Origin of the sequence: Streptosporangium sp. NPDC051022, assembly GCF_040683035.1 — a bacterium.
In the GTDB taxonomy this organism is placed as follows: domain Bacteria; phylum Actinomycetota; class Actinomycetes; order Streptosporangiales; family Streptosporangiaceae; genus Streptosporangium.
Genome location: NZ_JBFBCF010000013.1, coordinates 45,885 through 69,927, shown reverse-complemented (window position 1 = coordinate 69,927; position 24,043 = coordinate 45,885). Strand labels below are relative to the sequence as shown.

The 24,043-nt window shown below is 71.1% G+C and carries 25 protein-coding genes; 17 read left to right on the top strand and 8 right to left on the bottom strand.

Translation table 11 applies throughout. From position 1 onward, the window contains the following. Window positions 1–51: 51 nt before the first annotated feature. The 10 genes from AB0N02_RS21940 to AB0N02_RS21895 all read left to right on the top strand — a co-directional run bounded on the left by AB0N02_RS21940 (window position 52) and on the right by AB0N02_RS21895 (window position 11,095). Entirely contained in the window at window positions 52–897 is an 846-nt protein-coding gene (locus AB0N02_RS21940) for a fumarylacetoacetate hydrolase family protein (RefSeq protein WP_363949397.1), read from the top strand. Window positions 898–905: 8 nt separating this feature from the next. Beyond that, window positions 906–1,835 carry a VOC family protein gene (locus AB0N02_RS21935; protein ID WP_363949394.1) on the top strand — a complete coding sequence of 310 codons (930 nt, stop codon included), beginning with the start codon at window positions 906–908 and terminating at the stop codon, window positions 1,833–1,835. A gap of 21 nt (window positions 1,836–1,856) precedes the next feature. Further along, window positions 1,857–3,356: a bifunctional 3-(3-hydroxy-phenyl)propionate/3-hydroxycinnamic acid hydroxylase gene (locus tag AB0N02_RS21930; RefSeq protein WP_363949392.1), complete on the top strand. Its 1,500-nt coding sequence runs from the start codon at window positions 1,857–1,859 to the stop codon at window positions 3,354–3,356. Beyond that, window positions 3,353–4,186, top strand: a complete 834-nt coding sequence (locus AB0N02_RS21925; RefSeq protein WP_363949390.1) for an SMP-30/gluconolactonase/LRE family protein — start codon at window positions 3,353–3,355, stop codon at window positions 4,184–4,186. Before AB0N02_RS21930 ends, AB0N02_RS21925 begins: the two co-directional genes overlap by 4 nt. 17 nt (window positions 4,187–4,203) lie before the next feature. Beyond that, window positions 4,204–5,403: a substrate-binding domain-containing protein gene (locus AB0N02_RS21920; RefSeq protein ID WP_363949388.1), complete on the top strand. Its 1,200-nt coding sequence runs from the start codon at window positions 4,204–4,206 to the stop codon at window positions 5,401–5,403. After that, the gene (locus AB0N02_RS21915) at window positions 5,400–6,959 is read left to right on the top strand and encodes a sugar ABC transporter ATP-binding protein (RefSeq protein WP_363949386.1); all 1,560 of its coding nucleotides are present in this window, start codon (window positions 5,400–5,402) and stop codon (window positions 6,957–6,959) included. Before AB0N02_RS21920 ends, AB0N02_RS21915 begins: the two co-directional genes overlap by 4 nt. 3 nt (window positions 6,960–6,962) lie before the next feature. Next, window positions 6,963–8,036 (top strand): ABC transporter permease, encoded by a 1,074-nt coding sequence (locus tag AB0N02_RS21910; RefSeq protein WP_363949383.1) that lies wholly within the window; start codon window positions 6,963–6,965, stop codon window positions 8,034–8,036. A gap of 39 nt (window positions 8,037–8,075) precedes the next feature. Beyond that, complete coding sequence (locus tag AB0N02_RS21905) at window positions 8,076–9,038, top strand: amidohydrolase family protein (RefSeq protein ID WP_363949381.1); 963 nt, start codon at window positions 8,076–8,078, stop codon at window positions 9,036–9,038. A 105-nt stretch (window positions 9,039–9,143) separates the two neighbouring features. Continuing rightward, on the top strand, window positions 9,144–10,361 hold the full coding sequence (locus AB0N02_RS21900; RefSeq protein ID WP_363949378.1) for an acetyl-CoA C-acetyltransferase: 1,218 nt from the start codon (window positions 9,144–9,146) through the stop codon (window positions 10,359–10,361). Next, window positions 10,358–11,095, top strand: a complete 738-nt coding sequence (locus AB0N02_RS21895) for an SDR family NAD(P)-dependent oxidoreductase (protein ID WP_363949375.1) — start codon at window positions 10,358–10,360, stop codon at window positions 11,093–11,095. Before AB0N02_RS21900 ends, AB0N02_RS21895 begins: the two co-directional genes overlap by 4 nt. 44 nt (window positions 11,096–11,139) lie before the next feature. On the opposite strand, the gene AB0N02_RS21890 is transcribed toward AB0N02_RS21895, so the two are convergent. Next, complete coding sequence (locus tag AB0N02_RS21890; RefSeq protein WP_363949372.1) at window positions 11,140–11,784, bottom strand: hypothetical protein; 645 nt, start codon at window positions 11,782–11,784, stop codon at window positions 11,140–11,142. A 235-nt stretch (window positions 11,785–12,019) separates the two neighbouring features. Between AB0N02_RS21890 and AB0N02_RS21885 the strand changes: the two genes are divergently transcribed. Further along, the gene (locus tag AB0N02_RS21885; protein ID WP_363949369.1) at window positions 12,020–13,231 is read left to right on the top strand and encodes an FAD-dependent monooxygenase; all 1,212 of its coding nucleotides are present in this window, start codon (window positions 12,020–12,022) and stop codon (window positions 13,229–13,231) included. Between the two features lie 93 nt (window positions 13,232–13,324). On the opposite strand, the gene AB0N02_RS21880 is transcribed toward AB0N02_RS21885, so the two are convergent. The 4 genes from AB0N02_RS21880 to AB0N02_RS21865 all read right to left on the bottom strand — a co-directional run bounded on the left by AB0N02_RS21880 (window position 13,325) and on the right by AB0N02_RS21865 (window position 15,693). Then, a complete protein-coding gene (locus AB0N02_RS21880; protein WP_363949366.1) occupies window positions 13,325–14,554 on the bottom strand; it encodes an epoxide hydrolase in 1,230 nt (409 codons plus the stop codon). 28 nt (window positions 14,555–14,582) lie between these two features. Continuing rightward, entirely contained in the window at window positions 14,583–15,047 is a 465-nt protein-coding gene (locus tag AB0N02_RS21875; protein WP_363949363.1) for a MarR family transcriptional regulator, read from the bottom strand. Between the two features lie 123 nt (window positions 15,048–15,170). Next, window positions 15,171–15,515, bottom strand: coding sequence for a VOC family protein (locus tag AB0N02_RS21870; RefSeq protein WP_363949360.1), 345 nt, complete (start codon window positions 15,513–15,515; stop codon window positions 15,171–15,173). Between the two features lie 22 nt (window positions 15,516–15,537). Next, a complete protein-coding gene (locus AB0N02_RS21865) occupies window positions 15,538–15,693 on the bottom strand; it encodes a CopG family transcriptional regulator (RefSeq protein WP_363949357.1) in 156 nt (51 codons plus the stop codon). A 175-nt stretch (window positions 15,694–15,868) separates the two neighbouring features. On the opposite strand from AB0N02_RS21865, the gene AB0N02_RS21860 reads away from it, so the two are divergent. Beyond that, window positions 15,869–17,275, top strand: a complete 1,407-nt coding sequence (locus AB0N02_RS21860; protein WP_363949355.1) for an aminotransferase class V-fold PLP-dependent enzyme — start codon at window positions 15,869–15,871, stop codon at window positions 17,273–17,275. A 114-nt stretch (window positions 17,276–17,389) separates the two neighbouring features. Here the strand turns inward: AB0N02_RS21860 and AB0N02_RS21855 are convergent, their stop codons facing one another. The 3 genes from AB0N02_RS21855 to AB0N02_RS21845 all read right to left on the bottom strand — a co-directional run bounded on the left by AB0N02_RS21855 (window position 17,390) and on the right by AB0N02_RS21845 (window position 20,415). Beyond that, window positions 17,390–18,685 carry an MFS transporter gene (locus tag AB0N02_RS21855; protein ID WP_363949352.1) on the bottom strand — a complete coding sequence of 432 codons (1,296 nt, stop codon included), beginning with the start codon at window positions 18,683–18,685 and terminating at the stop codon, window positions 17,390–17,392. Further along, window positions 18,682–19,860, bottom strand: a complete 1,179-nt coding sequence (locus tag AB0N02_RS21850) for a PLP-dependent cysteine synthase family protein (protein WP_363949349.1) — start codon at window positions 19,858–19,860, stop codon at window positions 18,682–18,684. Before AB0N02_RS21850 ends, AB0N02_RS21855 begins: the two co-directional genes overlap by 4 nt. 117 nt (window positions 19,861–19,977) lie before the next feature. Next, window positions 19,978–20,415, bottom strand: coding sequence for a hypothetical protein (locus tag AB0N02_RS21845; protein WP_363949346.1), 438 nt, complete (start codon window positions 20,413–20,415; stop codon window positions 19,978–19,980). A 159-nt stretch (window positions 20,416–20,574) separates the two neighbouring features. Between AB0N02_RS21845 and AB0N02_RS21840 the strand changes: the two genes are divergently transcribed. From AB0N02_RS21840 to AB0N02_RS21820, 5 genes are all read left to right on the top strand, one after another. Then, window positions 20,575–21,336 carry a hypothetical protein gene (locus AB0N02_RS21840; RefSeq protein WP_363949343.1) on the top strand — a complete coding sequence of 254 codons (762 nt, stop codon included), beginning with the start codon at window positions 20,575–20,577 and terminating at the stop codon, window positions 21,334–21,336. Next, window positions 21,221–21,898, top strand: a complete 678-nt coding sequence (locus AB0N02_RS21835) for a copper resistance protein CopC (protein WP_363949341.1) — start codon at window positions 21,221–21,223, stop codon at window positions 21,896–21,898. The genes AB0N02_RS21840 and AB0N02_RS21835 overlap by 116 nt, the downstream gene beginning before the upstream one ends. Window positions 21,899–22,107: 209 nt before the next feature. After that, window positions 22,108–22,494: a metalloregulator ArsR/SmtB family transcription factor gene (locus AB0N02_RS21830; protein WP_363949338.1), complete on the top strand. Its 387-nt coding sequence runs from the start codon at window positions 22,108–22,110 to the stop codon at window positions 22,492–22,494. Beyond that, window positions 22,494–23,411 carry a cation diffusion facilitator family transporter gene (locus AB0N02_RS21825; protein ID WP_363949336.1) on the top strand — a complete coding sequence of 306 codons (918 nt, stop codon included), beginning with the start codon at window positions 22,494–22,496 and terminating at the stop codon, window positions 23,409–23,411. Before AB0N02_RS21830 ends, AB0N02_RS21825 begins: the two co-directional genes overlap by 1 nt. Before the next feature lie 270 nt (window positions 23,412–23,681). Next, window positions 23,682–23,930, top strand: coding sequence for a hypothetical protein (locus AB0N02_RS21820; RefSeq protein ID WP_363949333.1), 249 nt, complete (start codon window positions 23,682–23,684; stop codon window positions 23,928–23,930). Window positions 23,931–24,043: the final 113 nt, after the last annotated feature.

Here is a 24,043-nt window from a genome sequence, read left to right as displayed (position 1 = left end):
TCAGTACGCATGGTGTGTGACCTAGGCCGTTGAGGACGAGAGGAAGCACCGATGCGCATCGGAAACGTCGGGGGACGAGCGCTGTTGATCACTGAGGACGACACCGGGATCGACATCGCCACTGCCAGCGAAGGCGCCTTCGGCCCGTCCATGCAGACGCTCTACGACCGGTGGACGGAGTTCCGCGCCTGGGCGGAGCGTGCGCCGCTGGACACCGGAGTGCGCCACTTCACCGCGGAGGAGCTCGACGCCCCGGCCCCCTCGCCGCGGCAGGTCTTCGCGATCGGGCTCAACTACGCCGAGCACGCGGGTGAGTCGGGCATCGCCGTTCCCGAGGAGCCGGCGGTGTTCACGAAGTTCCCCACCTCGCTGACGGGGCCGGTCACCGAGGTCACCCTGCCCGAGGGCAACGTGGACTGGGAGGTCGAGCTCGTGGTGGTGATCGGCCGCGAGGCGCGGAACGTCTCGCGGGAGGACGCCTGGGAGTACGTCGCGGGCGTGACCGTCGGCCAGGACCTCTCCGAGCGCAGGCTCCAGCACGTCGGCCAGCTGCCACAGTTCAGCCTGGCCAAGTCCTATCCTGGATTCGGCCCGACCGGACCGTTCCTGGTGACCGTCGACGAGCTCGAGGATCCCGACGACCTGGTCATCGGCTGCTCGATCAACGGCGAGACGGTCCAGGGGTCACGCACCCGTCACATGATCTTCTCGGTGCCGGTGCTCCTGGCCAAGCTGTCGGCCGTCGCGCCCCTGCTGCCCGGCGACGTCGTCTTCAGCGGCACGCCCTCCGGTGTCGGAGGCGCCCGCAGGCCGCCGCGGTTCCTCGCGCCCGGGGACACGCTCGTGTCCTACGTGGAGAACGTCGGCCGGCTCACCCAGACCTTCGTCTCCGCCTAGGAGAGGACATGGCACTTCACCGGCTCAACTCCATCACCGTCGGCGTCCCGGACCTCGCCCCGACGGTGGAGTACTACCGGGACTTCGGCCTGCTGCCGGAGACCGGCGGGTGGCTGTCCACCCGCGACGGCGGCCGTCAGCTCCGCCTGGTCGCGACGCCGACACGCCGGCTCGTCGAGCTCGAGATCGGGGTGGACGACCCCGACGACATCGGGCGGATGGCGCGACGTCTGCTGGCTCTCGACCTCGACCTCGACGTGGACGCGGGCGAGGACCGGCTGTCCGTCCTGGAGCCGATCAGCGGCGTGCGCGTCGCGGCCCGGGTGACCGGCCGGCTCGTCCAGCCCCGTGTCCCCGCCCCGCCGTACAACACGCCCGGTGACCCGGCGCGCGGCTCGACGCGGGCTCCCGGGATCCTCCGCGAGACACCGGTCCGTCCCCGCAAGCTCGGCCACGTCGTCATCGGCTCGGTCGACCAGCCCGCCACCGAACGCTTCTTCACCGACGGCGTCGGCCTCAAGGTCAGCGACGTGGTGCCCGGGACGGCGGCCTTCATGCGCTGCTCGAGCGACCACCACAACGTTCTGGTCACCCGGGCCCCGGTCAACTTCCTGCACCACACCTCCTGGCAGGTCGACGACATCGACGAGATCGGCCGCGGCGCCACCGCGATGCTCCGGGAGCACCCGGAACGCCACGTCTGGGGCCTTGGCAGACACCACATCGGGTCGAACTTCTTCTGGTACCTCAAGGACCCCGCCGGGAACTTCGCGGAGTACTACTCCGACCTCGACTGCATCATCGACGACGCGCTCTGGAAGCCCGAGGTGTGGGACGCCGCGCACAGCCTCTACAGCTGGGGGCCGCCGCCGCCCCCGTCCTTCATCGACCCCGACGACCTCGCCGCGTTGATGGCCGGCGCCCACCAAACCCCCTGATCAGCCCCAGGAGGAGCTGCCATGACTCACCGCACCGCTGCGAGCTACGACGTCGTCGTCGTCGGTGCCGGGCCGGTCGGACTGGCCCTGACCCGGTTGCTGGCGATGAGGCGTCACCGTGTCGCGCTCGTCGACCCCAACCGCATCGTGTGCCAGCACCCGCGGGCCACCCACCTCGACGACGAGACGATGCGCGCCCTGCAGACGCTCGGCGCCGCCGACCTCGAGCCGCGCTTCCTGCGTCAGGAAGGCTGGCAACTGCGATCGGCCGACGGCTCGGTGTTCCTCGAGTTCGCGATGCCCGGCGACGAGTCCGACCAGGGCTGGCTCGCGGACTACCAGTTCCACCAGCCCGACTTCGAGTCCCGGCTGCGGGGCCTGCTGGTCGACGAGCACGTCGATCTGCTGCTCGGAACCGAGCTGACCGGCTTCACCCAGACCGACGACGCCGTGTCGATACGGCTGCTCGACCGGTTCAGCGGTGAGGAGCGTCTCATCGAGGCGGCGTACATGATCGGCAGCGACGGGGCGAACTCGTTCGTCCGCCGGTCGACCGGCGTCGAGGTGGAGGACCTCCAGGGCACCCAGCGCTCGCTCATCATCGACATCCACCCCTACGAGCACCCGCGGAGCCTGCCCGACAGGAGCGGTTTCATCATCTGCGAGGACGAGCGGCCCGTCACCTACGTGCCGACCTTCCCGCCGAAGCTGCGGTTCGAGTTCATGCTGAAGGACGGCGACGACGCCCGCGCGTTCGAGCACCCCGCCCGGACCTACGACCTGCTCTCGCGGTGGCTGACGCCGGGTTCCTACCGGATCCTGCGCACCGACGTCTACGAGTGGCACGCCCGGCTGGTGCACGGCTGGCGTCAGGGGCGCGTACTGCTGGCCGGCGACGCCGCCCACGAGATGCCGCCGATGCTCGGCCAGGGGATGTGCTCCGGCCTGCGGGACGCGACGAACCTGGCGTGGAAGCTCAGTGCCGTCCTCGCCGGGGCGGATCAGGCGCTCCTCGACACCTACGAGAGCGAGCGCTCGCCGCACGTGCGCCCCTACATCGTGGAGTCGGCGCGGCAGGCGAACATGATCGAGGCGTTCGCCGATCCCGCGGCGCGTCCCGCTCCCGGACCGGCGCAGGTCCTGGTGCGCCACCGCCCGCTGCTCGGACGCGGTCTCGCGCCCGAGCCGGCCGAACCCGTCGGGCAGCTCAGCCCCCAGCCGCGCACCGCCGATGGAACGCTCCTCGACGACCTGGTCGGCTACCGGTTCCTCGTCGCCGGTAACGAGCCGACGATCGGCGGGGTGTCGGACGCGACCCGCGCGACGTGGTCACGGCTGGGATTCGCCGTACTCGACGATCCACCCGCGGAGATGGCCGCCTGGCTGTCCTCCCACGGCGCCGACGCCGTGATCATCCGGCCCGACCGGTACACCCACGCCGCCGTTTCCGGCTCCGCGGCGCTGGATGAGGCGACGCTCGAGCTGAGCGAGTGGCTTCTTCCCGTCCGGGCGGCGGCATGAAGACCTACGCCGCCGGGATGACCTGGGGAGAGGGACCGCGGTGGCACGACGGCGCGCTGTGGCTGTCCGACACCCAGGGGCGCCTGCTGTGGACCGACGCCGGTGGCGCGTGGACCGCGACGCCGCTGGAGTCGGTGTCCAACGGTCTGTGGTTCCTGCCGGACGGCCGCCTGGCCGGCGCCATGATGGAGGAGAAGCGGATCGGCGTGTGGAACGGCGAGCGCTGGGAGACCTACGCCGACCTCGCCGAGCTCGGGGTCGGCCCGCTCGGCGACATCGTCGGTGACTCCGAGGGCAACCTCTACGTCGACGACGTCGCCTTCGCCGCCGCCCGCGGGGAGTCACCCCGCCCGGGGCGCATCATCCTCGTCCGCGCGGACGGGACCGCCGCGGTCGCGGCCGAGGACGTCGAGTTCCCCAACGGGCTCGCGTTCGTCGACGGGGGCGCCACCCTCGTCGTCGCCGAGACCTCCCGGCAGCGGCTCACGGCGTTCCGGGTCGCGGCGGACGGCACCCTGCACGACCGGCGCACCTATGCCGACGTCGCCACCCTGGTCGGTCACGAGGCCAGGCCCGACGGCATCTGGCCGACCGATGACGGCATCTGGGTGGCCACCACGACGGGGCAGGTGGTCGCACGGCTCCGCGAAGGCGAGCTCGCCGAGTCGGTGGACACCTCGCCCGGCTATCCGATCGCGTGCTGCCTCGACGACCGCGGCCGCCTCCTGGTGACCGTCGCGCACACCGAAGGAGCACCCCTGTTCGACGCGCTCGCCCGCAGAGCGGTCACCACCACGGCTGTTCTCGTTCCCCCCACCCCCCGACGCTGAATCCTTGGAAGTCCCGCATGAACACCACTGCCATCAACCGAACGGCCGTCACCCTCTCCTCGTTCCGTCGCGGCCTGGCGGGCGTCGGCCTCACCGCGGCCCTCATGACCGGGCTCGCGGCGTGCGGCGGCGACAGCACCACGACCTCGAAGCCGGCCGGACCGGCGTCGCGGGAGGGCACGGCCGCGAAGACCGCACTCACCAAGCTGGTGCAGCCCTTCGGGCAGGTGCCCACGCTCGGCACGCCCTTCGACACCGCCGCGCTGGCGGGCAAGACGGTTTACTACATACCGATCGCGCTCAAGGTCGGTCACTTCCCGCTCGTGGAGAAGAACCTCACCGACGCCCTCGGCCGCGCCGGGGTCAAGCTCTACGTCTGCGACGGGCAGGGCAACCCGTCCGGGATCAGTTCCTGTCTCGACCAGGCGATCGCGGCCAAGCCCGCGGCCGTCGTCACCGACTACATCCCCTACGAGATGGTGCCGACCGCCATCGAGCGGGTGCGCAAGAACGGCCTCCCGGTGTTTCTCGCGGGCACCGCGGCCCCGGAGGGCACCGAGCAGTCGGCCGCCTTCGCCTTCGGCGACCCCGACCCGCAGGCGTTCGTCCTGATGGACGGGATCGGTGACGCGGCCATCGCCGACTCCGGCGGCAAGGCGAACATCCTCTTCCTGTCGGTGACCGACAGCTCCAGCACCCGCCGTGCGGGCGCCCGCGCCGTCGAGCACCTCAAGCAGGCCTGCCCCGGCTGCAAGCTCACCGTCAAGGAGGTGAGCCTGAGCCGGATGAAGGACGTGCCCTCCCTGGTGAGCAGCGCGCTGCTGACCGACCCGTCCATCGGTTACGTGCTCCCGCAGTACGACACCTACCTGGCGGCGGCCACCACCGGTCTGCAGTCCAGCGGCAAGGCCCGCAGCGTCAAGATCGCCACCAGTGGCGCGACCCTGGCCGCGGTACAGCAGGTCAAGACCAACGACCAGCTGATCGCGGTGGTCGGCGTCAACCCGCCCTACCTGGCCTGGACCATGGCCGACTCGGTGCTGCGGATGCTGGCCGCCCAGCGGCCGCCCGCGGAGTATCCGCCGCTGGTGCGGGCCTTCACCAAGGACAACATCGGCCGGCTCGACCTGACGCCGCAGGCCGAGGTCAGCGGGGCGTGGTTCGGTGACCCGGCCGCCTACCAGAAGGCCTTCACCGGCCTGTGGGGCGCGAAGTGACCCCCGCACCACCCCCACGCCTGGAACTGGTGGGCCTGTCGAAGTCCTTCGGCGCGTTCCGCGCGCTGCGTGAGGTGGACCTGACCGTCGCCCCCGGTGAGATCCACGGCCTGGTCGGCCAGAACGGCTGCGGCAAGTCCACCCTGGTCAAGATCCTCGCCGGGTACCACACGCCGGACCGCGGCGGCCGGATCCTCATCGACGGCCGGGCGCCGGCCACCCCGATCCGGCTGCGTGATCTGCGCGCGGCCGGGATCGCCATCGTGCACCAGGACTTCGGCCTGGTGCACGAGAAATCGGTCGCCGAGAACATCGCCGTCGGATCGTTCACCACCACCCGGTGGACTCGGCGGGTCGACTGGCGCGCCGAGGAGAGGCGTGCGGCCGAGCTCCTGGAACGTCTCGAGGCCACCTGGATCGATCCAGGCCGGCCGGTGGGGGCGCTCGGCCCGGCCGACCGCTCGATCGTCGCCATCGCCCGCGCGCTGCGCATCCAGCGTCCCGGCCAGGGGCTGATCGTGCTGGACGAGTCGACCCGGGCACTGCCGAAGGACGGGCTGGAGGACTTCTACCGGGTCCTGCGCGGCGTGGTGCGCCAGGGCGGTGCCGCGCTCATGGTCTCGCACAACCTGGAGGAGGTCAGACAGGTCACCGACCGGGTGACCGTGCTGCGCGACGGCGCCGTCGTCGAGGGCAGCATGCGCACGGCCGACACCTCGGAACAGGAGATCGCCCGCCGGATGCTCGGCCGGATCGTGGAACAGCGCGTTCACACCCGCGACGACACAGCCCGATCCGGCGCATCGGTCACGGTCGGCGACCTGACCGGCCGCACGGTTCGGGAGGTGTCGATGGAGATCCGTCCCGGTGAGGTCGTCGGGCTCACCGGAGTGGCGGGGGCGGGCTGGGACGAGGTGCCCTACCTGATCTCCGGCGCCCGCCGCCCCGCCCGCGGCTCCATCACGACCGGCACCGCCACCGTCGACCTCGCCCGTGCCCGGAGCTCCGACTGCATCGCGGCCGGTGTCGCGCTGCTGCCCGAGCACCGCATCGACGACGGCCTGGCGCTCACCCTGCCGGTGGGCGAGAACATCACCCTGCCCCGGGTACGGCGCCGGGGCCGATGGTGGAACATCGGCCACGACTGGCAGCGGGCCGAGATCACCACGGTCCTCGACGAGCTCGATGTACGGCCACGCCGCCCCGAGGTCCCCGTCGGGCAGCTCAGCGGCGGTAACCAGCAGAAGGTGATGCTCGGCAAGTGGCTGGCGGGCCGGCCGCGGGTGCTGATCCTGCACGAGCCCACGCAGGCGGTCGACGTCGGCGCCCGCGAGGACATCCTGCGGGCCATCTCCGAGACGGCCCAGCGCGGCGTCGCCGTCCTCGTCGCCTCCATCCAGCCGGCCGATCTGGCCGCGGTCTGCGACCGGGTGCTGATCTTCCGCGACGGCCGGATCACCGGCGAGATCACCGCCCCCACCGAGGACGCCATCGTCGAGGCGGTGTACGCCGCCACCCTCGCCTCCTCCTCTTCCTCCCCGCGTAGAAAGGGCTGACCCGTGTCCCAGACGAAACCGCCGAGCGGCGTCGCGGCACCGAACCGCCAGCCGCCCCCCGAGCAGACACCCGGACAGCGGGACGCCCGGAAAGCGGAGGCCCGGCCCTCCCCCGCCACCGGCGGCGGTCTCGACTGGCAGCGGTTCGCCAGCCGTTACGCCATCGTCGGGATCTGGATCCTCATGTGCGGCCTGTACGCCGTGCTGATGCCCGGCACGTTCCTCCAGGGCTCGACGCTGCGCAGCGTCTTCGCCTCGCAGCAGGCCCTGGTGTTCCTGGCCCTGGCCGCGATGATGACCTTCGTCGTCGGTGAGTTCGACCTGTCGATCGCCTCGGCGCTGGGCCTGTCGGCAACCCTGGTACCGGTCCTGGCCATCCTGCACGGCTGGAACCTGGCACTGGCCTGCCTGGCCGCCGTGCTCGCCGCCGCCCTGGGCGGGCTGGTCAACGGTTTCCTGGTGGTGAAGGTCGGCGTCCCGGCGCTCATCGTGACCCTGGGCAGCTCCACCCTCCTGCTCGGGATCGCCTCGCTGGTCTCCCACCAGACGACCGTCTCGGGTCTGTCCTCCGGCTTCGCCGACATCGCCCTGTACGAGGTGGCCGGTCTGCCGATCAGCTTCTTCTACGGGCTGGCCCTGGCACTGGCGATCGGCTACGTGCTCACCTTCACCCCGCTCGGCCGGCACATGACCTTCGTCGGCGCCAACCGGGAGGTCGCCCGGCTGGCCGGCGTCGCCGTGGACCGCATCCGGCTCGGCGCGTTCGTCGCCGGCAGTACGCTGGCCGGGATCGGCGGGGTCCTGCTGGTCGCCTCGGTCGGCGGCTACGACTCCACCGTCTCCCCGACCTATCTCCTGCCGGCCTTCGCCGCGACCTTCCTCGGCACCGCCGTGATCCGGCCCGGCCGGTTCAACCCGATCGGCACACTGGTGGCGATCTACTTCCTGGCCACCGGGATCCTCGGGCTGCAGATGCTCGGCTACACCGGGTGGATCGAGAACGTCTTCTACGGCACCGCGCTCATCATCGCCGTGTCCGTCGCCACCGTCGTCCGCCGCCGCACGGCCTCCACCTGAGAAGACCGCACGAGCCACACCTGAGAAAAGAGCACCACAGTGCGTTACATCGCTCTCGAAGAGGCGTTCGCCATCCCCGAACTGGCCGAACGCCAGCCCACCACCCCGATGCGCATCCGCGTCACCGGCGAGTACGCCGAGATGTGCGGCCGCAGACTCGTCGACTTCGAGAACCACCGCCTTCCCGAGATGGACGCTCACGGCATCGACATCCAGGTGCTGTCGCTGACGGTTCCCGGCATCCAGGCTGACACCGACCCGCGAAAAGCCGTGGACAACGCCGTGTTCGCCAACGACTTCCTCGCCGAGGCCGTGAGCCGGCACCCGGCCAGGTTCCGCGGGTTCGCCGCCCTCCCGATGCAGGATCCCCGGGCCGCGGTGGCCGAACTCGAACGCTGCGTACGGCAGCTCGGTTTCGTGGGCGCCCTGGTCAACGACCACACCCAGGGCCGCTACCTGGACGACCCGGCCTACGAGGAGGTGTGGGGCGCGCTGGAGGATCTCGGGGTGCCGCTCTACCTGCACCCGGGCTCGATCCCCGCCGACGACTGGCACGTCATGCGGGGGCGGCCCGAGATGTACGGCGCGAGCTGGAGCTGGCAGGCCGAGACCGGCGGTCACGCGATGCGGCTGGTCTACGCGGGCGTGTTCGACCGGCACCCACGCGCGAGGCTCATCCTGGGTCACCTGGGCGAGTTCCTGCCCTTCCAGCGCTCCCGCCTGGACTCCCGCTACCGGACGCTGCGGGTGGAGGCTCCGCTACGGCGCATGCCGTCGGAGTACATCGGCACCAACATCGTGCTGACCACCAGCGGCGTGCTCGCGCCGGAGGCGATCGAGGCGGCGGTGCTCACCGCCGGCGCCGACGCGGTCATGTTCTCCATCGACTACCCCTACGAGGACACCGCCGCCGCGGTCGCCTCGATCGAGAAGACCGGCCTGCCCCGCGAGGTCAAGGAACAGATCGCCCACCGCAACGCCCGCCGCCTGCTCGGCATCTGACCCCACCGCAGCCGCCGCCGACGCGCACCCGCTCGCCCGGCCTCCGGCCGCCCCGGCGGCCTCTCACCGACTTCCAGCTCTCACCGACTCCCAGGAGGAACGCCCATGCCCGAAGCAGTGATCGTCGCGACCGCCCGGTCGCCGATCGGACGCGCTCGTAAGGGGTCGCTGGCCACGATGCGTCCCGACGATCTCACCGTCCAGATGGTCGACGCGGCGCTGGCGAAGATTCCCGAGCTCGACCGGCGTCAGATCGACGACCTGGTCCTGGGGTGCGCCCAGCCGGCCGGCGAGTCGGGTCACAACCTCGCACGCGCGGTGGCCGTCCTGGCGGGCATGGACCATCTTCCCGGGGTCACGGTCAACCGCTACTGCTCATCGAGCCTGCAGACCACCCGGATGGCGATGCACGCGATCAAGGCCGGTGAAGGCGACGTCTTCATCTCCGCGGGCGTGGAGACGGTCAGCCGCTACGGGCTCGGCATGGCCGACGACCTTCCCGGCACGCACAACCCGTGCGTGGACGACGCCGAACGCCGTACCCGGGAGCGCATCGGCGCCGCGGCGCCCTGGAGCGACCCCCGCGAGACCGGCGGGCTGCCCGACCTCTACATCGCCATGGGACAGACCGCCGAAAACGTCGCCCGGTACGCCGGGGTGTCGCGGCGCGACCAGGACGAGTTCGCCGTCCGCAGCCAGAACCTCGCCGAGAAGGCGATCGGCGACGGGTTCTTCCAGCGGGAGATCAGCCCGGTCACGCTTCCCGACGGCACCGTGGTGAGCACCGACGACGGGCCGCGATCCGGCGTCACCCTGGAGGCGGTGGGCGCGCTGAAGCCGGTCTTCCGCCCTGACGGCACCGTCACCGCGGGCAACTGCTGCCCGCTCAACGACGGCGCGGCCGCGGTGGTCGTCATGAGCGACGTCAAGGCCGCCGAGCTGGGCCTGACCCCGCTGGCCCGGGTGGTCGCCACCGCCGTGTCGGCCCTTTCGCCGGAGATCATGGGGCTCGGTCCCGTCGAGGCCAGTCGCAGGGCGCTCGCCCTGGCCGGCATGGGAATCGACGACATCGACCTCGTCGAGATCAACGAGGCGTTCGCCGCCCAGGTGGTCCCCTCCGCGCGGGCCCTCGGAATCGGCGAGGACAAACTGAACGTGAACGGCGGAGCCATCGCCCTCGGGCATCCCTTCGGAATGACGGGGGCCCGGATCACGACCACGCTCATCAACTCCCTGCGGTTCCACGACAAGGAGATCGGCCTGGAGACCATGTGCGTCGGCGGAGGACAGGGAATGGCGATGATCCTGGAGCGTCTCTCGTGACCGTACTCTCCTTCGACTACACCGGACAGGTGGTCCTGGTGACCGGTGGAGCACGGGGAATCGGCCGCGCGATCGGCCGGTTCTTCGTCGAGGCCGGTGCGAACGTCCACCTACTCGACTTCGACGGCGACCACGTCGCCGCGACGGCGGCCGAGCTCGGCGCACGGTGGACCCGCTGCGACGTCGGCGACACCGCCTCGGTGAACGCCGCCGTCGAATCGGTGGTGGAACGGGACGGGCGGCTGGACGTCCTGGTCAACAACGCGGGAATCCTCAGGGACGCGGTGCTGTGGAAGCTCACCGACGACGACTGGGATCAGGTGATGACCGTCCACGCCGGCGGTACCTTCCGCATGACCCGGGCGTGCGTGCCCCATATGCGGGCACGCCACTACGGCAGGGTCGTGAACGTCACCTCCTACTCCGGGCTGCGTGGAAACGTCGGGCAGGCGAACTACGCCACGGCCAAGGCGGGCATCGTCGGCTTCACCAAGACCGCGGCCAAGGAGACGGCCCGCTTCGGGATCACGGTCAACGCCATCTCACCGAACGCCGAGACCCGCATGATCGCCTCCATACCGCGGCCGAAGCGGGAGGAGATGACGGCCGCCATCCCCATGGGCCGCTTCGCGGACCCCACCGAGATGTGCGCCGCCATAGGGTTCCTGGCCTCCCCCGAGGCCGGCTACATCACCGGTACGGTGCTCACCGTGGACGGAGGGATGTCGATGTGACGACCCCGCCGTGAAGACCGGACAGCACGGGGCCGTGTCACGGCCTACCGCCTCCCCATGGCGCGCAGCGCGGCCTCGGCGGCGGCCCGCTGGGTCCGCTCGTGGGCCAGGGCCTCGCCTGTCGCGTCGGCCTCGGCCCGTGCGGCGGCCAGATCCCGTTCCAGGCCCCGGTTGTTCCTCTCCAGTTCCCTGTTGGCCGTGGCCAGCGCTTCGGCGCGCTCGGCTTCGAGTCGCTGCATGGCCAGGGCGTGGTCGGCGGCGGCCGTTCGCTCGGCGGCGCGCCGCTCCGCGTCCGTGACCCGCCGCAGGGCGTCGGCCACCTCCGTCTCGGCGGTCCGGACGCGGGCCACGGCGGCGGCGCGCACATCCTCGACGCGGTCGGCGTGCGCGGTCAAGGCCTCGCGCAGGGCCGCCAGGTTCTCGCCGAGAGCGGCGGTGGCGGCCAGTACCGGCGCACCGGCCGTGGCATACGCCGACAGCGCCTCCTCGACCCCGGCGCCCGCCTTGGCACGCCGCTCCTCGGCGGCCTTCTGCCGGCAGGTCCTTCCGTCCTCCCACACCCGGTCCGGCGGACCGCAGTACTCGCGAGGCCGGCTCGACCCCGTGCGGGTGACGGTGCGCCCGCAGCGGGAGTAGCCACAGGGCCGAGGTGCCTGCTCGGACGGCTCGGCAGTGTTTGTCTCCGCCACGCCTCCACCGTAGGCACGTCGTTTCGGAAAAACTCAAAACGCCCACGGGTTTTACCCAAACACCGACAACCGTGTGCCCCGGACCGGTCCGGGCCCGCCGGTTCGGTGCCTCCCCGAAACCGGAGCCGCTTCGACCAATTGGCCATCTCCTGACCAATGACTCAACTAGCTGAGATAGCCCCGCCATACACTCCATCTGCTACCGTATGCGACATATTAATTACACTGAGTGACAGTGGGAGTTCGCGTGAAGGTCGCCTGCGTCGGCGGCGGACCCGCCAACCTGTACTTCTCGATCCTGATGAAGCGGGTGGATCCGTCCCATGACATCACCGTCTACGAGCGCAACCCGGCCGGGTCGACATATGGCTGGGGGGTGACCTACTGGGATGAACTGTTCGGCAGTCTCCATGCTGCCGACCCCGAGTCCGCGCGTGTCATCAGCGAGAACTCGGTCCACTGGGACAGCGAGGTCGCGCACATTCGCGACCGCACGACGGTGATGCTGCATCACGGGGAGGAAGGCAGGGGCTTCGGCATCGGCCGGCACCGGTTGCTCGACATCCTCACCGAGCGGGCCCGTTCCCTCGGTGTGCGCATCGAGTTCGAGCGCGAGATCGCCGACGAGGACGAGCTGGCCGACGCCGACCTCGTCGTCGCCGGCGACGGCGTCAACAGCGTGCTGCGCGAGCGCCACGCCGACCACTTCGGCACCGAGTTCGTGACCGGGCGAAACATCTACATCTGGCTTGGCACCACCAAGACCTTCGACTCCTTCACCTTCTCCTTCGTGGAGACCGAGCACGGCTGGATCTGGTGTTACGGCTACGGATTCAGCGAGGAGCACAGCACCTGCGTCATCGAGTGCTCCCCCGAGACCTGGCGGGGACTCGGGTTCCACCAGGCGAACGAGGCCGACAGCCTGGCCCTCCTGGAGAAGCTCTTCACCGTCATGCTGGACGGGCACCCGCTGATCGGCCGGGCGCACACCGACGGCAGCGCCCACTGGCTGCACTTTCGCACCCTGACCAACCGGACGTGGTACCGCGACAACCTCGTCCTCATCGGGGACGCCGCGCACACCACGCACTACTCCATCGGCACGGGCACCGCCCTCGCGCTGGGGGACGCCGCCTTCCTGGCCGACGCGCTGCGCGGGGACGTGCAGCTCCAGCCCGCCCTCGCCCGCTACGAGCGGGAACGCAAGTCCTTGATCCTGTCCTTCCAGCGCTCGGCCCGCAACAGCGCCCGGTGGTACGAGAACCTTCCGCGCTACATCGACCTTCCACCGCGGCAGATGTTCGCGCTGCTCTGCCAGCGGCACTCCTCGCTGCTCCCGCACGTCCCGCCGCGGCTGTACTACCGAACGGCCGATCGGTTCAACGCACTGCGCGAGTTCAAGCAGTGGCTGGGCTCGAAGGCCACGCGGAAGCACGCACACCGGTAGCCCAGGACGGAATGACCGGCTTCGGTCACCGTCCTGGCCGCCTGGCGGAGCTCCGCCGGGGAGCCCGTCCCGCCTGTCTCATGCCGGTGGGCTTCAGGATCGATGGTCGCGGAGGGTCCGGCGAAGATCCCGAACCCAGGCGTCGGGGATCTCCCAGGGGATGAAGTGGCCGCCGCGGTCGTGGGCGGTGAGGTTGACGTGGTTGTACCAGCCGGCCCTGTCGCTGTCGAGGAAGCTCTGTACGCGCCGGTCGGTGCTGACGCCAGGAGGGTTCTCGTAGCCGACGAAGGTGATGCCGGTGGGGGCCTCGATGACGGGCCGGCGATCGTGGGAGGGGGTCCAGGGATAGCGGTTGGCGTTGGCGTAGTAGCGCATCGAGGTGCCGATGGCGTTGTTGACCCAGTAGATCATCGTGTGGGTGATCAGATCGTCCTTGCTGAAGACGGTCTCGACGTCACCGCCGTTGTCGCTCCAGGCGGCCCAGCGCTCCAGCAGCCAGGCCAGCAGGCCGGCCGGTGAGTCGCTCAACGCGTGGGCGAGGGTGGCGGAGTCCAGGACGTGCGCGGCCAGGTGGACCGCGAAGCGCCGGTCCAGGGCGATGATCCGTTCGCGGACGGGAGCGGGCAGGTCGTCGGGAATGGGATTGCCCTGGGCGAGGTCCCAGGCCCGCTCGCCGTTGAAGAGGGTGAGCTTCTGGCCGGAGCCGATGTGGACGGCGTGCAGTTCGCCGGCGTACTTGTGGCCGAGCTGCCCGCAGATCAGGGCGCCGATGTCACATCCGCCCGCGGCGTACCTGGAGTAGCCGAGGGTGTCGGTCATGAGGGTGTGCCACAGGTCGGCGACCTTCCAGAAGTTGATGTCCGGACGGCCGGTGAGCGGTCCGGGGAATCCGAAACCGGGCAGGGAGGGAACGATGACGTCGAAGGCGTCCGCGGGGTCGCCGCCGAAGGCGCCCGGGTCGGCGAGCGGATCGACGACCTTCGACCAGTGCCAGAACGTCCACGGCCAGCCGTGGGTGAGGATCAGCGGGACCGGGCGGGGCCCCACCCCGGCTTTGCGCATGAAGTGCACCGGCGTGCCGTCGACGGTCACCCGGTAGTGCTCGTAGGCGTTGATGGCGGCCTCGGCCTTGCGCCAGTCGTACTCCTGACGCCAGTAGGTGATCAGCTCGTGCACGTAGGCGCGGGGGACGCCGTAGGACCAGTCCTCGTTGGCCTCGTCCAGTGGCGGGCGGGTCAGGCTCAGGCGTGTCCGCAGGTCGTCCAGGACCTGGTCGGGCACGTGGATCGGGGTGGGCTCCAGGGGGAAGGCGTCGGTGGCCATGCCTTGATTCCTTACCGGGGAGGAGAGACTACGAGGGCGGCTCGTCCAGGAACCGGGTGCCGAGGGCGGCCATCTCCGACAGCGCGGGCAGCGCCGCGGCGATGGCCTGCCGCTGAGAGGTGTTCAGGTGCCGGGTCAGCGCGGACAGACGGTCGATGCGGTCCCTGCGACGCCTGTCGACCACCTGGGCGCCCTCGGGAGTGAGGTGCACCAGCACGGCCCGGCCGTCCGTGGGGTCGGGCCGCCGCCGGACCAGGCCGTCGCGTTCGAGGCGGGTGACGAGCTGGGTGATCGCCGGCTGGGTGACCTGTTCGCTCGCCGTCAGCTCCGACAGGCGCAGCGGGCCCCTGCCGGCCAGGGTGTGCAGCACTCCCAGCGTGGTGAAGCCCATCTTCTCCACCGATGCCAGGCGGATGAAGATCCCGGTGAACCTTTCCACGGCGAGGGCGAGGGCTTCCACATCGAGACCGTCAGGCGACTCCTGGGAGGACATGGGCCAAACTGTATCAGCAACTTATTTAAGTTGCTTATGTATTTTGGCGAAACGGCCGCCGTGGAACCACGGCGGCCGGCGCGCCGGGGCGGACTCCGGGAGACCGCGAAGTCCCCGCCGTCCTCAGCCCTTGGCCGGGGCCTGGAGACTCCAGAGGCGCCCGTCGGGGTCGCGGACGGTCATCTCCTTGGCCCCGTAGTGGGTGTCCTCGAACGGCGTGACCACGTCGACGGCGGGATCGGGGTGGAAGGCGTCCGCGTCGGCGACCTTCAGAAGGATCTGCACCCGGGGTTCCCGGCCCTCGGGAATCTCGGAGAGGACGAGGTAGGGGCCGTCGCCGTTGCGGAGCACGCCGGAGCCGTGGTCGGTCGAGAACTCCACTTCGAAGCCCAGTGTCCGAAAGAACCCGGCCGCCCTGCCCCAGTTGTGGGTCTCCAGGTACACACCCTCGATGCCCTCTGTCGTCATGTCAGGTTCCCTTCCCAGACGATCACTGTCGCTGTTCCTGGGCGTCGAGGTAGGCGCGCAACGCGGCGGCGACCAACGCCGACAGAGACATGTCCGACTCGATGGCGTGGTGCTTGACCTGCTTGATCAGCCCTATCGGCAAGTACACGTTGAACTGCTTGACATCCTCGTCACCCATGGCTCGATACTAGCATTCTAGCCCACTAGCGAGAAAACCTGACCGGCGGCTCCTTGGCGTCCACGCCACGCCCGTGCGGCGCGGGTGCTCGGCTGCGGGGGAAGTCGGTTGCACAGTGGGGGTGCGGGGTTGGCCTGAAGCGGTCCGGCGTGGACCGGTCGGTGCGGAGGTGGCGATGAGCCTGTCGGGGAGCCTGTCGAGGCGGCGGATGATCGCCGGTCTGGGCGCGCTGGCGGCGCCCGTCGCCGTACCTCTCGCCGCACCCCTCACCGCGCCTTTCGCCGTGTCCTCCACCGGCCGCCGGAACGGCACCCCGGTCCCGGCGGCCCGGGTGTCACCGGTCGACGAGCCGCCGTCCGGTGAGCCGCCGGTCGCTCCGGCCGGTGTCGCTCCCGGACGGCTCGCCCGGGAGGAGGGTTTCTGGCGGTCGGTGGCGCGGCAGTACCGGGTGAGCGCCGACTTCGTGAATCTGGAGAACGGCTACTACGGGATCATGCCTGAGCCGGTGCGCCGGGCCTACCACCGGGCCACCGATCATCTCAACGAGTACAATTCCCACCTGCTGCGCACGGCCTACAAGAGCGAGGCCGAGCGGGTCAGGCGGCGTGTGGCGGCCGTTGTGGGGGTGGAGGCCGGGGAGATCGCCCTGACCCGGGGCGGCACGGAGGCCCTGCAGTTGCTGATCGCCGGGTATCGGCGGCTGCGGCCGGGGGATGCGGTGATGTACTCCGACCTGGACTACCACAGCGGGCAGTACGCCATGAACTGGCTGCGGCAGCGGCGGGGAGTGCGGGTGGAGCGGCTGACGATACCGGAACCGGCGACCCGCCAGGCGGTGCTGGAGGCCTACGCCACGGCGCTGAAGGAGCATGCGCGGGTCAGGTTGCTGCTGCTCAGTCACATGAACAACCGCACCGGCCTGGTGACGCCGGTCGCGGAAATCGTCGCGATGGCGCGCGAGCGCGGCGTGGACGTGATCGTGGACGCCGCCCACTCCTGGGGGCAGCTGGATTTCACCATGGCCGACCTGGGGGCCGACTTCGGGGTGTTCTCCCTGCACAAGTGGATGGGCGTGCCGCTGGGTGCGGGTTTCCTCTACATCCGCAAGGACCGTCTGGCCGACATCGACCCGGCCTTCTGCGACGAGACCTATCCGGCCGGCGACATCCGTTCCCGGGTGCACTCCGGCACTCAGGACGTCGCCCCTGCCTTGACGGTGGGCGCCGCCCTGGACTTCCATGACCGGCTGGGCGCCGCGGTCAAGCAGGCGCGGTTGCGTTTTCTGCGGGACCGCTGGGTGCACCAGGTGCTGGAGGTGCCCAACGTGGAGGTTCTCACCCCCGAGGAGAGCGGCATGTACGGTGCCATCACCGCCTTCCGGATCACCGGCCGCACCTCCGAGGCGGACAACACGGCGATCACCACCGAGTTGATGGAGCGGTACCGGATCTTCACGGTGCACCGCGGCGGACTGGCCCGGGGCGACTGCGTGCGGGTGACCCCGGCGCTGTTCACCGCATGCGAGGAGGTGGACCTGCTGGCCCGGGCGGTGCGCGACCTGGCGCACCGGATGCGGATCTGAGCGCGTACGGCCCGGCCGGATGCCGGCCGGTTCCGGCCCCTCGGCCGATCCGGAGCCCGGTGTGGGGCGCACGATCGTGGCATGCGCCCCACACCGGTGTTCCTGCCGCTGTTCCTACGGCGCGCCTGCCGGTGCCACCGCGGCCTGGGCGGGATGGGGCAGGCCTGCCGCCCGGTCGAGGGCGGCCACGGCCGCGGCGCAGAGGAGGCCGATCACTGTCAGGGCCAGCCAGGGCAGGGCGGGCAGACCGGTGCGCGCACCGGCGTCCAGGGCCCATCCGGTGAGCAGGTTGCCCGCGGCGATGCCGATGCCGGCCAGGGTGCTGTAGAGGCCGTAGTAGGTGCCCACGGCGTGGTGGCCGCCGAAGGCGGCGATGGTCGTCATCTCGAACGGATAGATGATCATGGTGGCCACACTCAGCAGGGCCGCCGTCGCCAGGGCCGGCGCCAGGGTGAGCACCCACACCGCGGGACCGGGCACCGTGGTCACGCCTTTCAGCCAGGGCGCGCTCAGGGCGACGGGTACGAAGGAGGCGCCCATCAGGGCAAGGCCCAGGGCGATGGCCTGGGACGGCCGCCGGCGTGCCTGTGCCCAGGCGGTCAGGCGGGCCTGCAGGGTGACGGTCAGCACCGCCGAGACCACGAAGACGCCGGTGACGCCGAGTTCGCTCGCGCTCACCCGGCGGATCTCCAGCGGCAGGCCCAGGTAGACCTGAAAACCCAGCACGTAGGAGCCGGTCATGGCCAGGGAGAACAGCAGGAAGGGCCGGTTGGTCAGCGCGGTGCGCCAGCCGTGCAGCACGCCGGGCCGTTGCCGCCGCCGGTCGGGGCAGGACGGCGCCCGCGCGGGCAGGGCCCGCACCTGGGCGACGGTCAGGGCGGCGAACATCGCCGCCGCGGTCAGGCACACCAGGCTGAAGGCCATCGCGTTCAGCAACAGGCCGATCAGCGGTCCGATCAGGATGCCCAGCTGGTAGAAGGCGTTGAAGGCGGCGAAGGCCTCGACCTTGCGGGGACCGGCCTCGGCGGCGAGGTAGGCGCGCACGGCGGGGTTGAACAATGCGCCGGCCAGCCCGGTCAATCCCGAGGCGATCAGCAGCACGGGCAGGGAGTCGGCGACGCCCAGCAGGGCGAAGGCCACGGTGCGAAGAGCGCAGCCGGCGACGATGGGGGGCTTGCAGCCCAGCCGGTCGGCCAGGGTGCCGCCGATGAGGAACATGCCCTGCTGGCTGAGGTTGCGCACGCCCAGGATCAGGCCGACCAGCGCCGCGGGCAGGGCCAGGGTGGTCGACAGGTGGCCTGCCAGATATGGCATCAGCATGTAGAAGCCGGTGTTGATGGTGAGCTGGTTGACCAGCAGAAGCCGCACCGGACGGTCGAAGGAGCGGGCCAGCGCCAAGGTGGTCCTCATCGCCGGGCTCCCTCGGCCGGGCGCGCCGGTCCGGCGAAGGCGCCGACGGAGGCACCGGTCGGGGTGCCGACGGGGGCGCCGGCGGGGTCGAGCACGCTCGTGCACCGGGTCCAGCGCGTCACCTCCCGCTCGGCCGGATGGCCGATCCGGTCGGGGGTGGTCGCGGGTGCGCCGTGCAGGCCGTGGGCGGCGCAGTAGTCGTCGCTGAAGACGGTCTCGGCGTAGCGGTGGGGGCCGTCGGGGAAGACGGCCGCGATCCGGGTGTGGCCGGGCAGGGTGCGCGCCAGCCAGGAGGCCACCAGGGCCACCGCGCCGACGCTCCAGCCACCGGTGGCGTACCGCATCGCGGCCAGGCGCCGGCAGGCCCACACGGCCTCGGCGGGGGCGACCCAGTGGACCTCGCCGAAGGCCGCGTAGTCGACGTTGCGCGGGTGGATGCTGCTGCCCAGGCCGCGCATGAGGCGGCCTCGGGCGGGCTGGCCGAAGATGGTCGAGCCGATGGAGTCGACGCCGACCAGGCGCAGGTCGGGGTAGAAGCGCCGCAGCGCGTGGAAGGTTCCGGCGCTGTGGCCGCCGGTGCCCACCGCGCAGACCAGGACGTCGATGCGGCCCAGTTGCCCGGCCAGCTCGGTGGCCAGTGTGGCGTAGGCGGCGACGTTGTCGGGGTTGGCGTACTGGTCGGGGCAGTAGGCGCCGGGGGATTCGGCCAGCAGTTCCCGGACGCGACTGCGGCGGGCCTGCTGCCAGCCGCCCACCGGATCGGGCTGGGTGACGGTGATCACGCGGGCGCCGTAGGCGGCCAGCAGGTGGCGCATCGGCGCCTCCATGCCCGGGTCGGTGACCAGGGTGACCGGGTGGCCGTGGACGATGCCGGCCAGGGCCAGCCCCAGTCCGAAGGTTCCGCTGGTGGACTCGATGATGGGCCTGCCGGGAGTCAGCTGTGCGCGTTCGCGGGCGCGCTCGACGATGTACAGGGCGGAGCGGTCCTTGATGCCACCGGGGTTGCGGCCTTCCAGCTTGGCCCAGAATCCGCGGTCGGTGTCGGCGGTGATGTCCGGTATCCACAGCGTCGGCGTGTTGCCGACCACGTGCTCGGGGGTGTGGCAGGTACCGCCGGTGATCAACCGGCTGAGGACGGGGGTGATGGTCTGTGGTGCGCTGAGTGTGTCTGTCATGATCCGTTTCCCGTGGTCGTGAGGTGATCGGCTCGTTTTCGGGCACGCCAAAGCCACGGCTCAGGCCGGTCCATGCCGGAGGATGAGTCGTCGGCGGGCGCGCCCGCACGGGGCGGCCTATATGCGGCAGACGGATTTGGAGATCAGCACGGTGGTGCCGGGCAGGGCGCGGGCCGGCTGCACGTGGTGCGTCGTCTGCGCCGATGCGGCCGACGACGACGTCGTGGTGGCCGACAGGCCGGTGAGGGGGCCCGGCGGCGACAGCGGCCGCGCCTCGGTGCCGGGCGGCGCCGTCGCCGCCCCGCACAGGCGATGATCGTGTTCCGGAGGGGTGGGGACGGGACAGCGCTGCGGCACCCGTTCCTGCCGTGGGCCGGCCTGGCGCCCGGCAAGGGGCCCGGCGGCGATGGAGGTGCCCGGCCACAGGCCGACCCCGTGATGATGGTGTGCCGCCTGAGCGTGAGCGGCGGACAGCACCAGGTGGGCGAGCACGGCCAGGCACAGCACGAGGCAGAAGCCCGCGCGCTGTACGGCTCGTCGCATCGGTGCGATCACACCCACAACCGTACATCACCCTGTGTTATTGCCTGATTGCGGGGAGTTGTTTCGGCGGGCGGGGCCGCTGCGGGCGCGCCGGGATGAACGCCCGCGTCTTACGGCGGCGGTTTTTACAGGTTTTCCCACTGTGGGGTGTCGACGGGCAAGATGGTGCATGTGCCGCCTTTGCCGATGACGTTGCGCCTGCTGCGGGCACTGGCGTTCACCACGGTCTGTCTGGTGATCTCGGCCGGCGGGCACGCCTTCAGCGCGGGGGAATCCCTTCCCGCGACGGCCCTGGCGGCCGGCGCGGCAGGCCTTCTGGCCGTGGTGTTTCCGCTCGTCGGCCGTGAACACTCACCGGCGGTGGTGGTCGGCACCACGATCGGCGCCCAGACGCTGCTGCACGAGCTGTTCGCCCGCACCTCCGACGGGTTCGCCGCCCAGGACGGCCACGGACACCGGGCACTGGGCATGGCGCTGATCCATCTCGCGGTGGGGGCGGTGAGCGGCTGGTGGCTGCACCGGGGCGAAAACGCCTTCTGGCTCATGCTGCACCTGCTGCGGCCCTCGCGGCCCCGCCTGCCCTGGCCGCCGACCGCCGCCCCCGACGACCTGCCGACGCCCCGGCCGCCGACCCCGGCACCGCGGCCTTCTTCCTGCCACACCCAGCGGTGGCTCGCTTTCGCGATCCACCGCCGCGGACCTCCCGCAGACGGCGCCGCCCCCACCGGGGAGCGGCACACCGGTGTCGTCGATGCCCGCACGCTCGGGCATCGCCTCTGTCCCGGCCACCGCCGGGCCGTCTTCGGGAGCCCGTATCTTGACATCCCCGACCTCATCGATATCACTGCCGCGAGCCGTCGGTACCGCCCTGGGGGCCGTCGTCGGCTGCCTGCTGGCGCTGATCTGCACCGCCTCGCCCGCACTGGCCCATGACCGCCTCGAGAGCAGTTCACCGGCCGCCGACGCCAAGGTGACCGACCTGCAGGCCATAACCCTGGAATTCACCTCACGCATGCGCTTCGCCAAGGTCGTCCTGACCGGTCCCGGCGACAAGCCGGTCAAGCTCGGGACGCCCAGCGAGGGGCGCACAGTGCGCGCCGAGGTGCCCGCTCCGCTGGCCCCGGGCCGCTACCGGATCGCCTGGCGGGTGCTCTCCTCCGACGGTCATCCCATCACCGGCCAGATCCCCTTCACCGTCACCGCCGCAGACACCGCCGGTCCCGACAGCACCGATCCCAGCCCGGCCCCGGCTTCACCATCGCCTTCGCCGTCGTCCTCGTCCTCGTCCTCGTCCGACGCGCAGCCGGTTCCCACCGAGACGACCTCGAGCGCACCGGCCGTGCCCGCCGCCGCCCCCTCGGCCGCCGCGCCCGCGCAAAGCGGCACCTCCGGCCTGCCCGGGTGGCTGTGGCTGCTCGGCGCGGCCGCCGTGCTCGCCGGTGCGGCCACCTGGCTGGCCACGCGCCGTAAAGGAACTTCCGGCGAGCGCGGATAGGACCGCCGTGTCCTTACCGCGCTCGTGAAGGCCTCGCCGCCCGGTACGGACCATCACACCGGCGGGCCACCCCGCCGCTGACGACGCGCCGGGAAGCCGGGAAACCCGCCGGCCGGTACGGCGGGGCCGGAGAACGCGGGGCCGGTTGACACCTCGACACCATCACCCACTAACCTGCTCATATGAATACTTATTCAGATAATCATGTGTTGGTAGACGGTTGTGCCGTCAGAGAGGTCGACCCCGGCCGGGTCGCCGCCGTACGCGAGCGCATGCCCGCACCCGGTGACCTCTCCGGCGCCGCCGACGTCTTCGGCCTGCTGTCGGACACCAACCGGCTGGGGCTGCTGGCCGCCCTGCTGGAAGGTGAGATGTGCGTGTGCGATCCGGCCGCGGTGACCGGGCAGAGCGAGTCGGCCGCCTCACACGCGCTACGGCTGCTGCGCGCCCACCGCGTCGTGACCACCCGGCGCGCAGGCCGGATGGTCCACTACCGGCCGGCCGACCCGCACGTGCGGATGCTGCTCGACGTGGCGCCGACGCACATCGGGCACCCCCGGGTCCCGCACCCCGCCGAGCACGGTGGAGTCTGGTGATGGGCACCGGACACGGGCACGGTCACGGACAGGCACAGGGGCACGCGGGCGGCCGTCACCGCTGGCGGCTGGCCGTCTCCTTCGTCCTGATCGGCTCCTTCTTCGTCGTCGAGCTCGGCTACGGGCTGATCTCCGGATCGCTGGCGCTGATGTCGGACGCCGGGCACATGGCCGCCGACGTGGTCACCCTGGGAGCGGCGCTGGTGGCCACGAAAATCGCCGCCCGCCCCGACACCACCGGCCGGCGCAGCTACGGCTCCTACCGGGCCGAGGTGTTCGCCTCCCTGCTGGCCGTGCTGCTGATGCTGGGGGTGGCGGTGTACGTGGTGGCCGAGGCGATCGGCCGCATCGGCGAGACCGCCGAGGTCTCCTCCGGGCCGATGCTCGTCGTCGGCGCCCTCGGCCTGCTCGTCAACCTGGCCGCGCTGCTGCTGTTGCGCTCGGGCGCCGGTGAGAGCCTCAACGTCAAGGGCGCCTACCTGGAGGTCGTGGCCGACACCGCCGGATCGGTCGGCGTCATCGTCGCCGGCTGGCTGGTGGCGGCCACCGGCCAGGCGCTGTGGGACACGGTCGTCGCGCTGGCCATCGGCGCCTTCGTCGCGGTGCGCGCCCTGGGGCTGGGCCGTCAGGTCTTCGCCGTACTGGGCCAGCACGTGCCCGAGGGCATGGACGCCGCCGCGGTGGCGGCCGACCTGGCCGCCATCGACGGCGTGCGCGGTGTGCACGACCTGCACCTGTGGACGCTGACCTCCGGCATGAACGTGGCCACCGCCCATCTGGTGGCCACCGACCTCGCAGACAACCACGCCGTACTGGATCGCGCCCGTCATCTGCTGAGCACCCGCTACGGCGTCGCCCACGCCACCTTGCAGGTTGAACCGGCCGACCACCAGGGCTGTGACGAGCTCGGCTGGTAGTGGCTCCCGTCTCCCGCCCCCTCACTCGTGCCGACCGGAGTTCGTGACGCCCTCTTCCGCCTCCGTTCGTCCAGCCCGCCTGCCGGAGGTCCCCGACGCGCACACCGCCCGGCCGTTCCCGCCGCCGTTCGGTGTGTACGTGCTGCACACCCCGGAGGAACTGCCCGGCTTCGCCGCAGGACCATCGGCACACGCCGCAGGACCAATGGCCCTCTTCCGGCCGGGGCCGACGGGGAGAGGCTGAAGTGACCTCTCAGGGAAGGGGGCCAGATGATGATGTGGGGCTACGGGATCGGCTCCTGGCTGGTCATGGGCATAACGACGATCCTGCTGTGGGGGCTGATCATCGCTGGGATCGTCGCTCTGCTCCGCTACATCGGCGGCGGGCGGCAGCCAGGCTGGTTCACGGCGGGCGGCCGGACGCGGCCGGACGAGATACTGGCCGAACGGCTGGCCCGCGGTGAGATCGACTCGGAGGAGTACAAGCAGCGTCTTGAACTGCTGCGGGCCCGGCGGTGAACACGCTCCGGCAACGCATGTGGCTCGCGGCCGTGGGGGGGGGGGGGGGCCTGCATGCGGCCCGACCCCGCCACGCCCCCCCTCACCGACGCTGAGTGCGCCGGGGCAGGGTC

What these genes read in the sequence shown, in the direction of transcription:
- AB0N02_RS21940 (WP_363949397.1), top strand. Translation starts at nt 52, where the DNA reads ATGCGCATCGGAAACGTCGGGGGACGAGCGCTGTTGATCACTGAGGAC.
- AB0N02_RS21860 (WP_363949355.1), top strand. Translation starts at nt 15,869, where the DNA reads ATGAGCCTGTCGGGGAGCCTGTCGAGGCGGCGGATGATCGCCGGTCTG.
- AB0N02_RS21865 (WP_363949357.1), bottom strand. Translation starts at nt 15,693, where the DNA reads ATGGGTGACGAGGATGTCAAGCAGTTCAACGTGTACTTGCCGATAGGG.
- AB0N02_RS21870 (WP_363949360.1), bottom strand. Translation starts at nt 15,515, where the DNA reads ATGACGACAGAGGGCATCGAGGGTGTGTACCTGGAGACCCACAACTGG.
- AB0N02_RS21820 (WP_363949333.1), top strand. Translation starts at nt 23,682, where the DNA reads ATGATGATGTGGGGCTACGGGATCGGCTCCTGGCTGGTCATGGGCATA.
- AB0N02_RS21825 (WP_363949336.1), top strand. Translation starts at nt 22,494, where the DNA reads ATGGGCACCGGACACGGGCACGGTCACGGACAGGCACAGGGGCACGCG.
- AB0N02_RS21880 (WP_363949366.1), bottom strand. Translation starts at nt 14,554, where the DNA reads ATGGCCACCGACGCCTTCCCCCTGGAGCCCACCCCGATCCACGTGCCC.
- AB0N02_RS21855 (WP_363949352.1), bottom strand. Translation starts at nt 18,685, where the DNA reads ATGAGGACCACCTTGGCGCTGGCCCGCTCCTTCGACCGTCCGGTGCGG.
- AB0N02_RS21875 (WP_363949363.1), bottom strand. Translation starts at nt 15,047, where the DNA reads ATGTCCTCCCAGGAGTCGCCTGACGGTCTCGATGTGGAAGCCCTCGCC.
- AB0N02_RS21900 (WP_363949378.1), top strand. Translation starts at nt 9,144, where the DNA reads ATGCCCGAAGCAGTGATCGTCGCGACCGCCCGGTCGCCGATCGGACGC.
- AB0N02_RS21935 (WP_363949394.1), top strand. Translation starts at nt 906, where the DNA reads ATGGCACTTCACCGGCTCAACTCCATCACCGTCGGCGTCCCGGACCTC.
- AB0N02_RS21920 (WP_363949388.1), top strand. Translation starts at nt 4,204, where the DNA reads ATGAACACCACTGCCATCAACCGAACGGCCGTCACCCTCTCCTCGTTC.
- AB0N02_RS21925 (WP_363949390.1), top strand. Translation starts at nt 3,353, where the DNA reads ATGAAGACCTACGCCGCCGGGATGACCTGGGGAGAGGGACCGCGGTGG.
- AB0N02_RS21850 (WP_363949349.1), bottom strand. Translation starts at nt 19,860, where the DNA reads ATGACAGACACACTCAGCGCACCACAGACCATCACCCCCGTCCTCAGC.
- AB0N02_RS21930 (WP_363949392.1), top strand. Translation starts at nt 1,857, where the DNA reads ATGACTCACCGCACCGCTGCGAGCTACGACGTCGTCGTCGTCGGTGCC.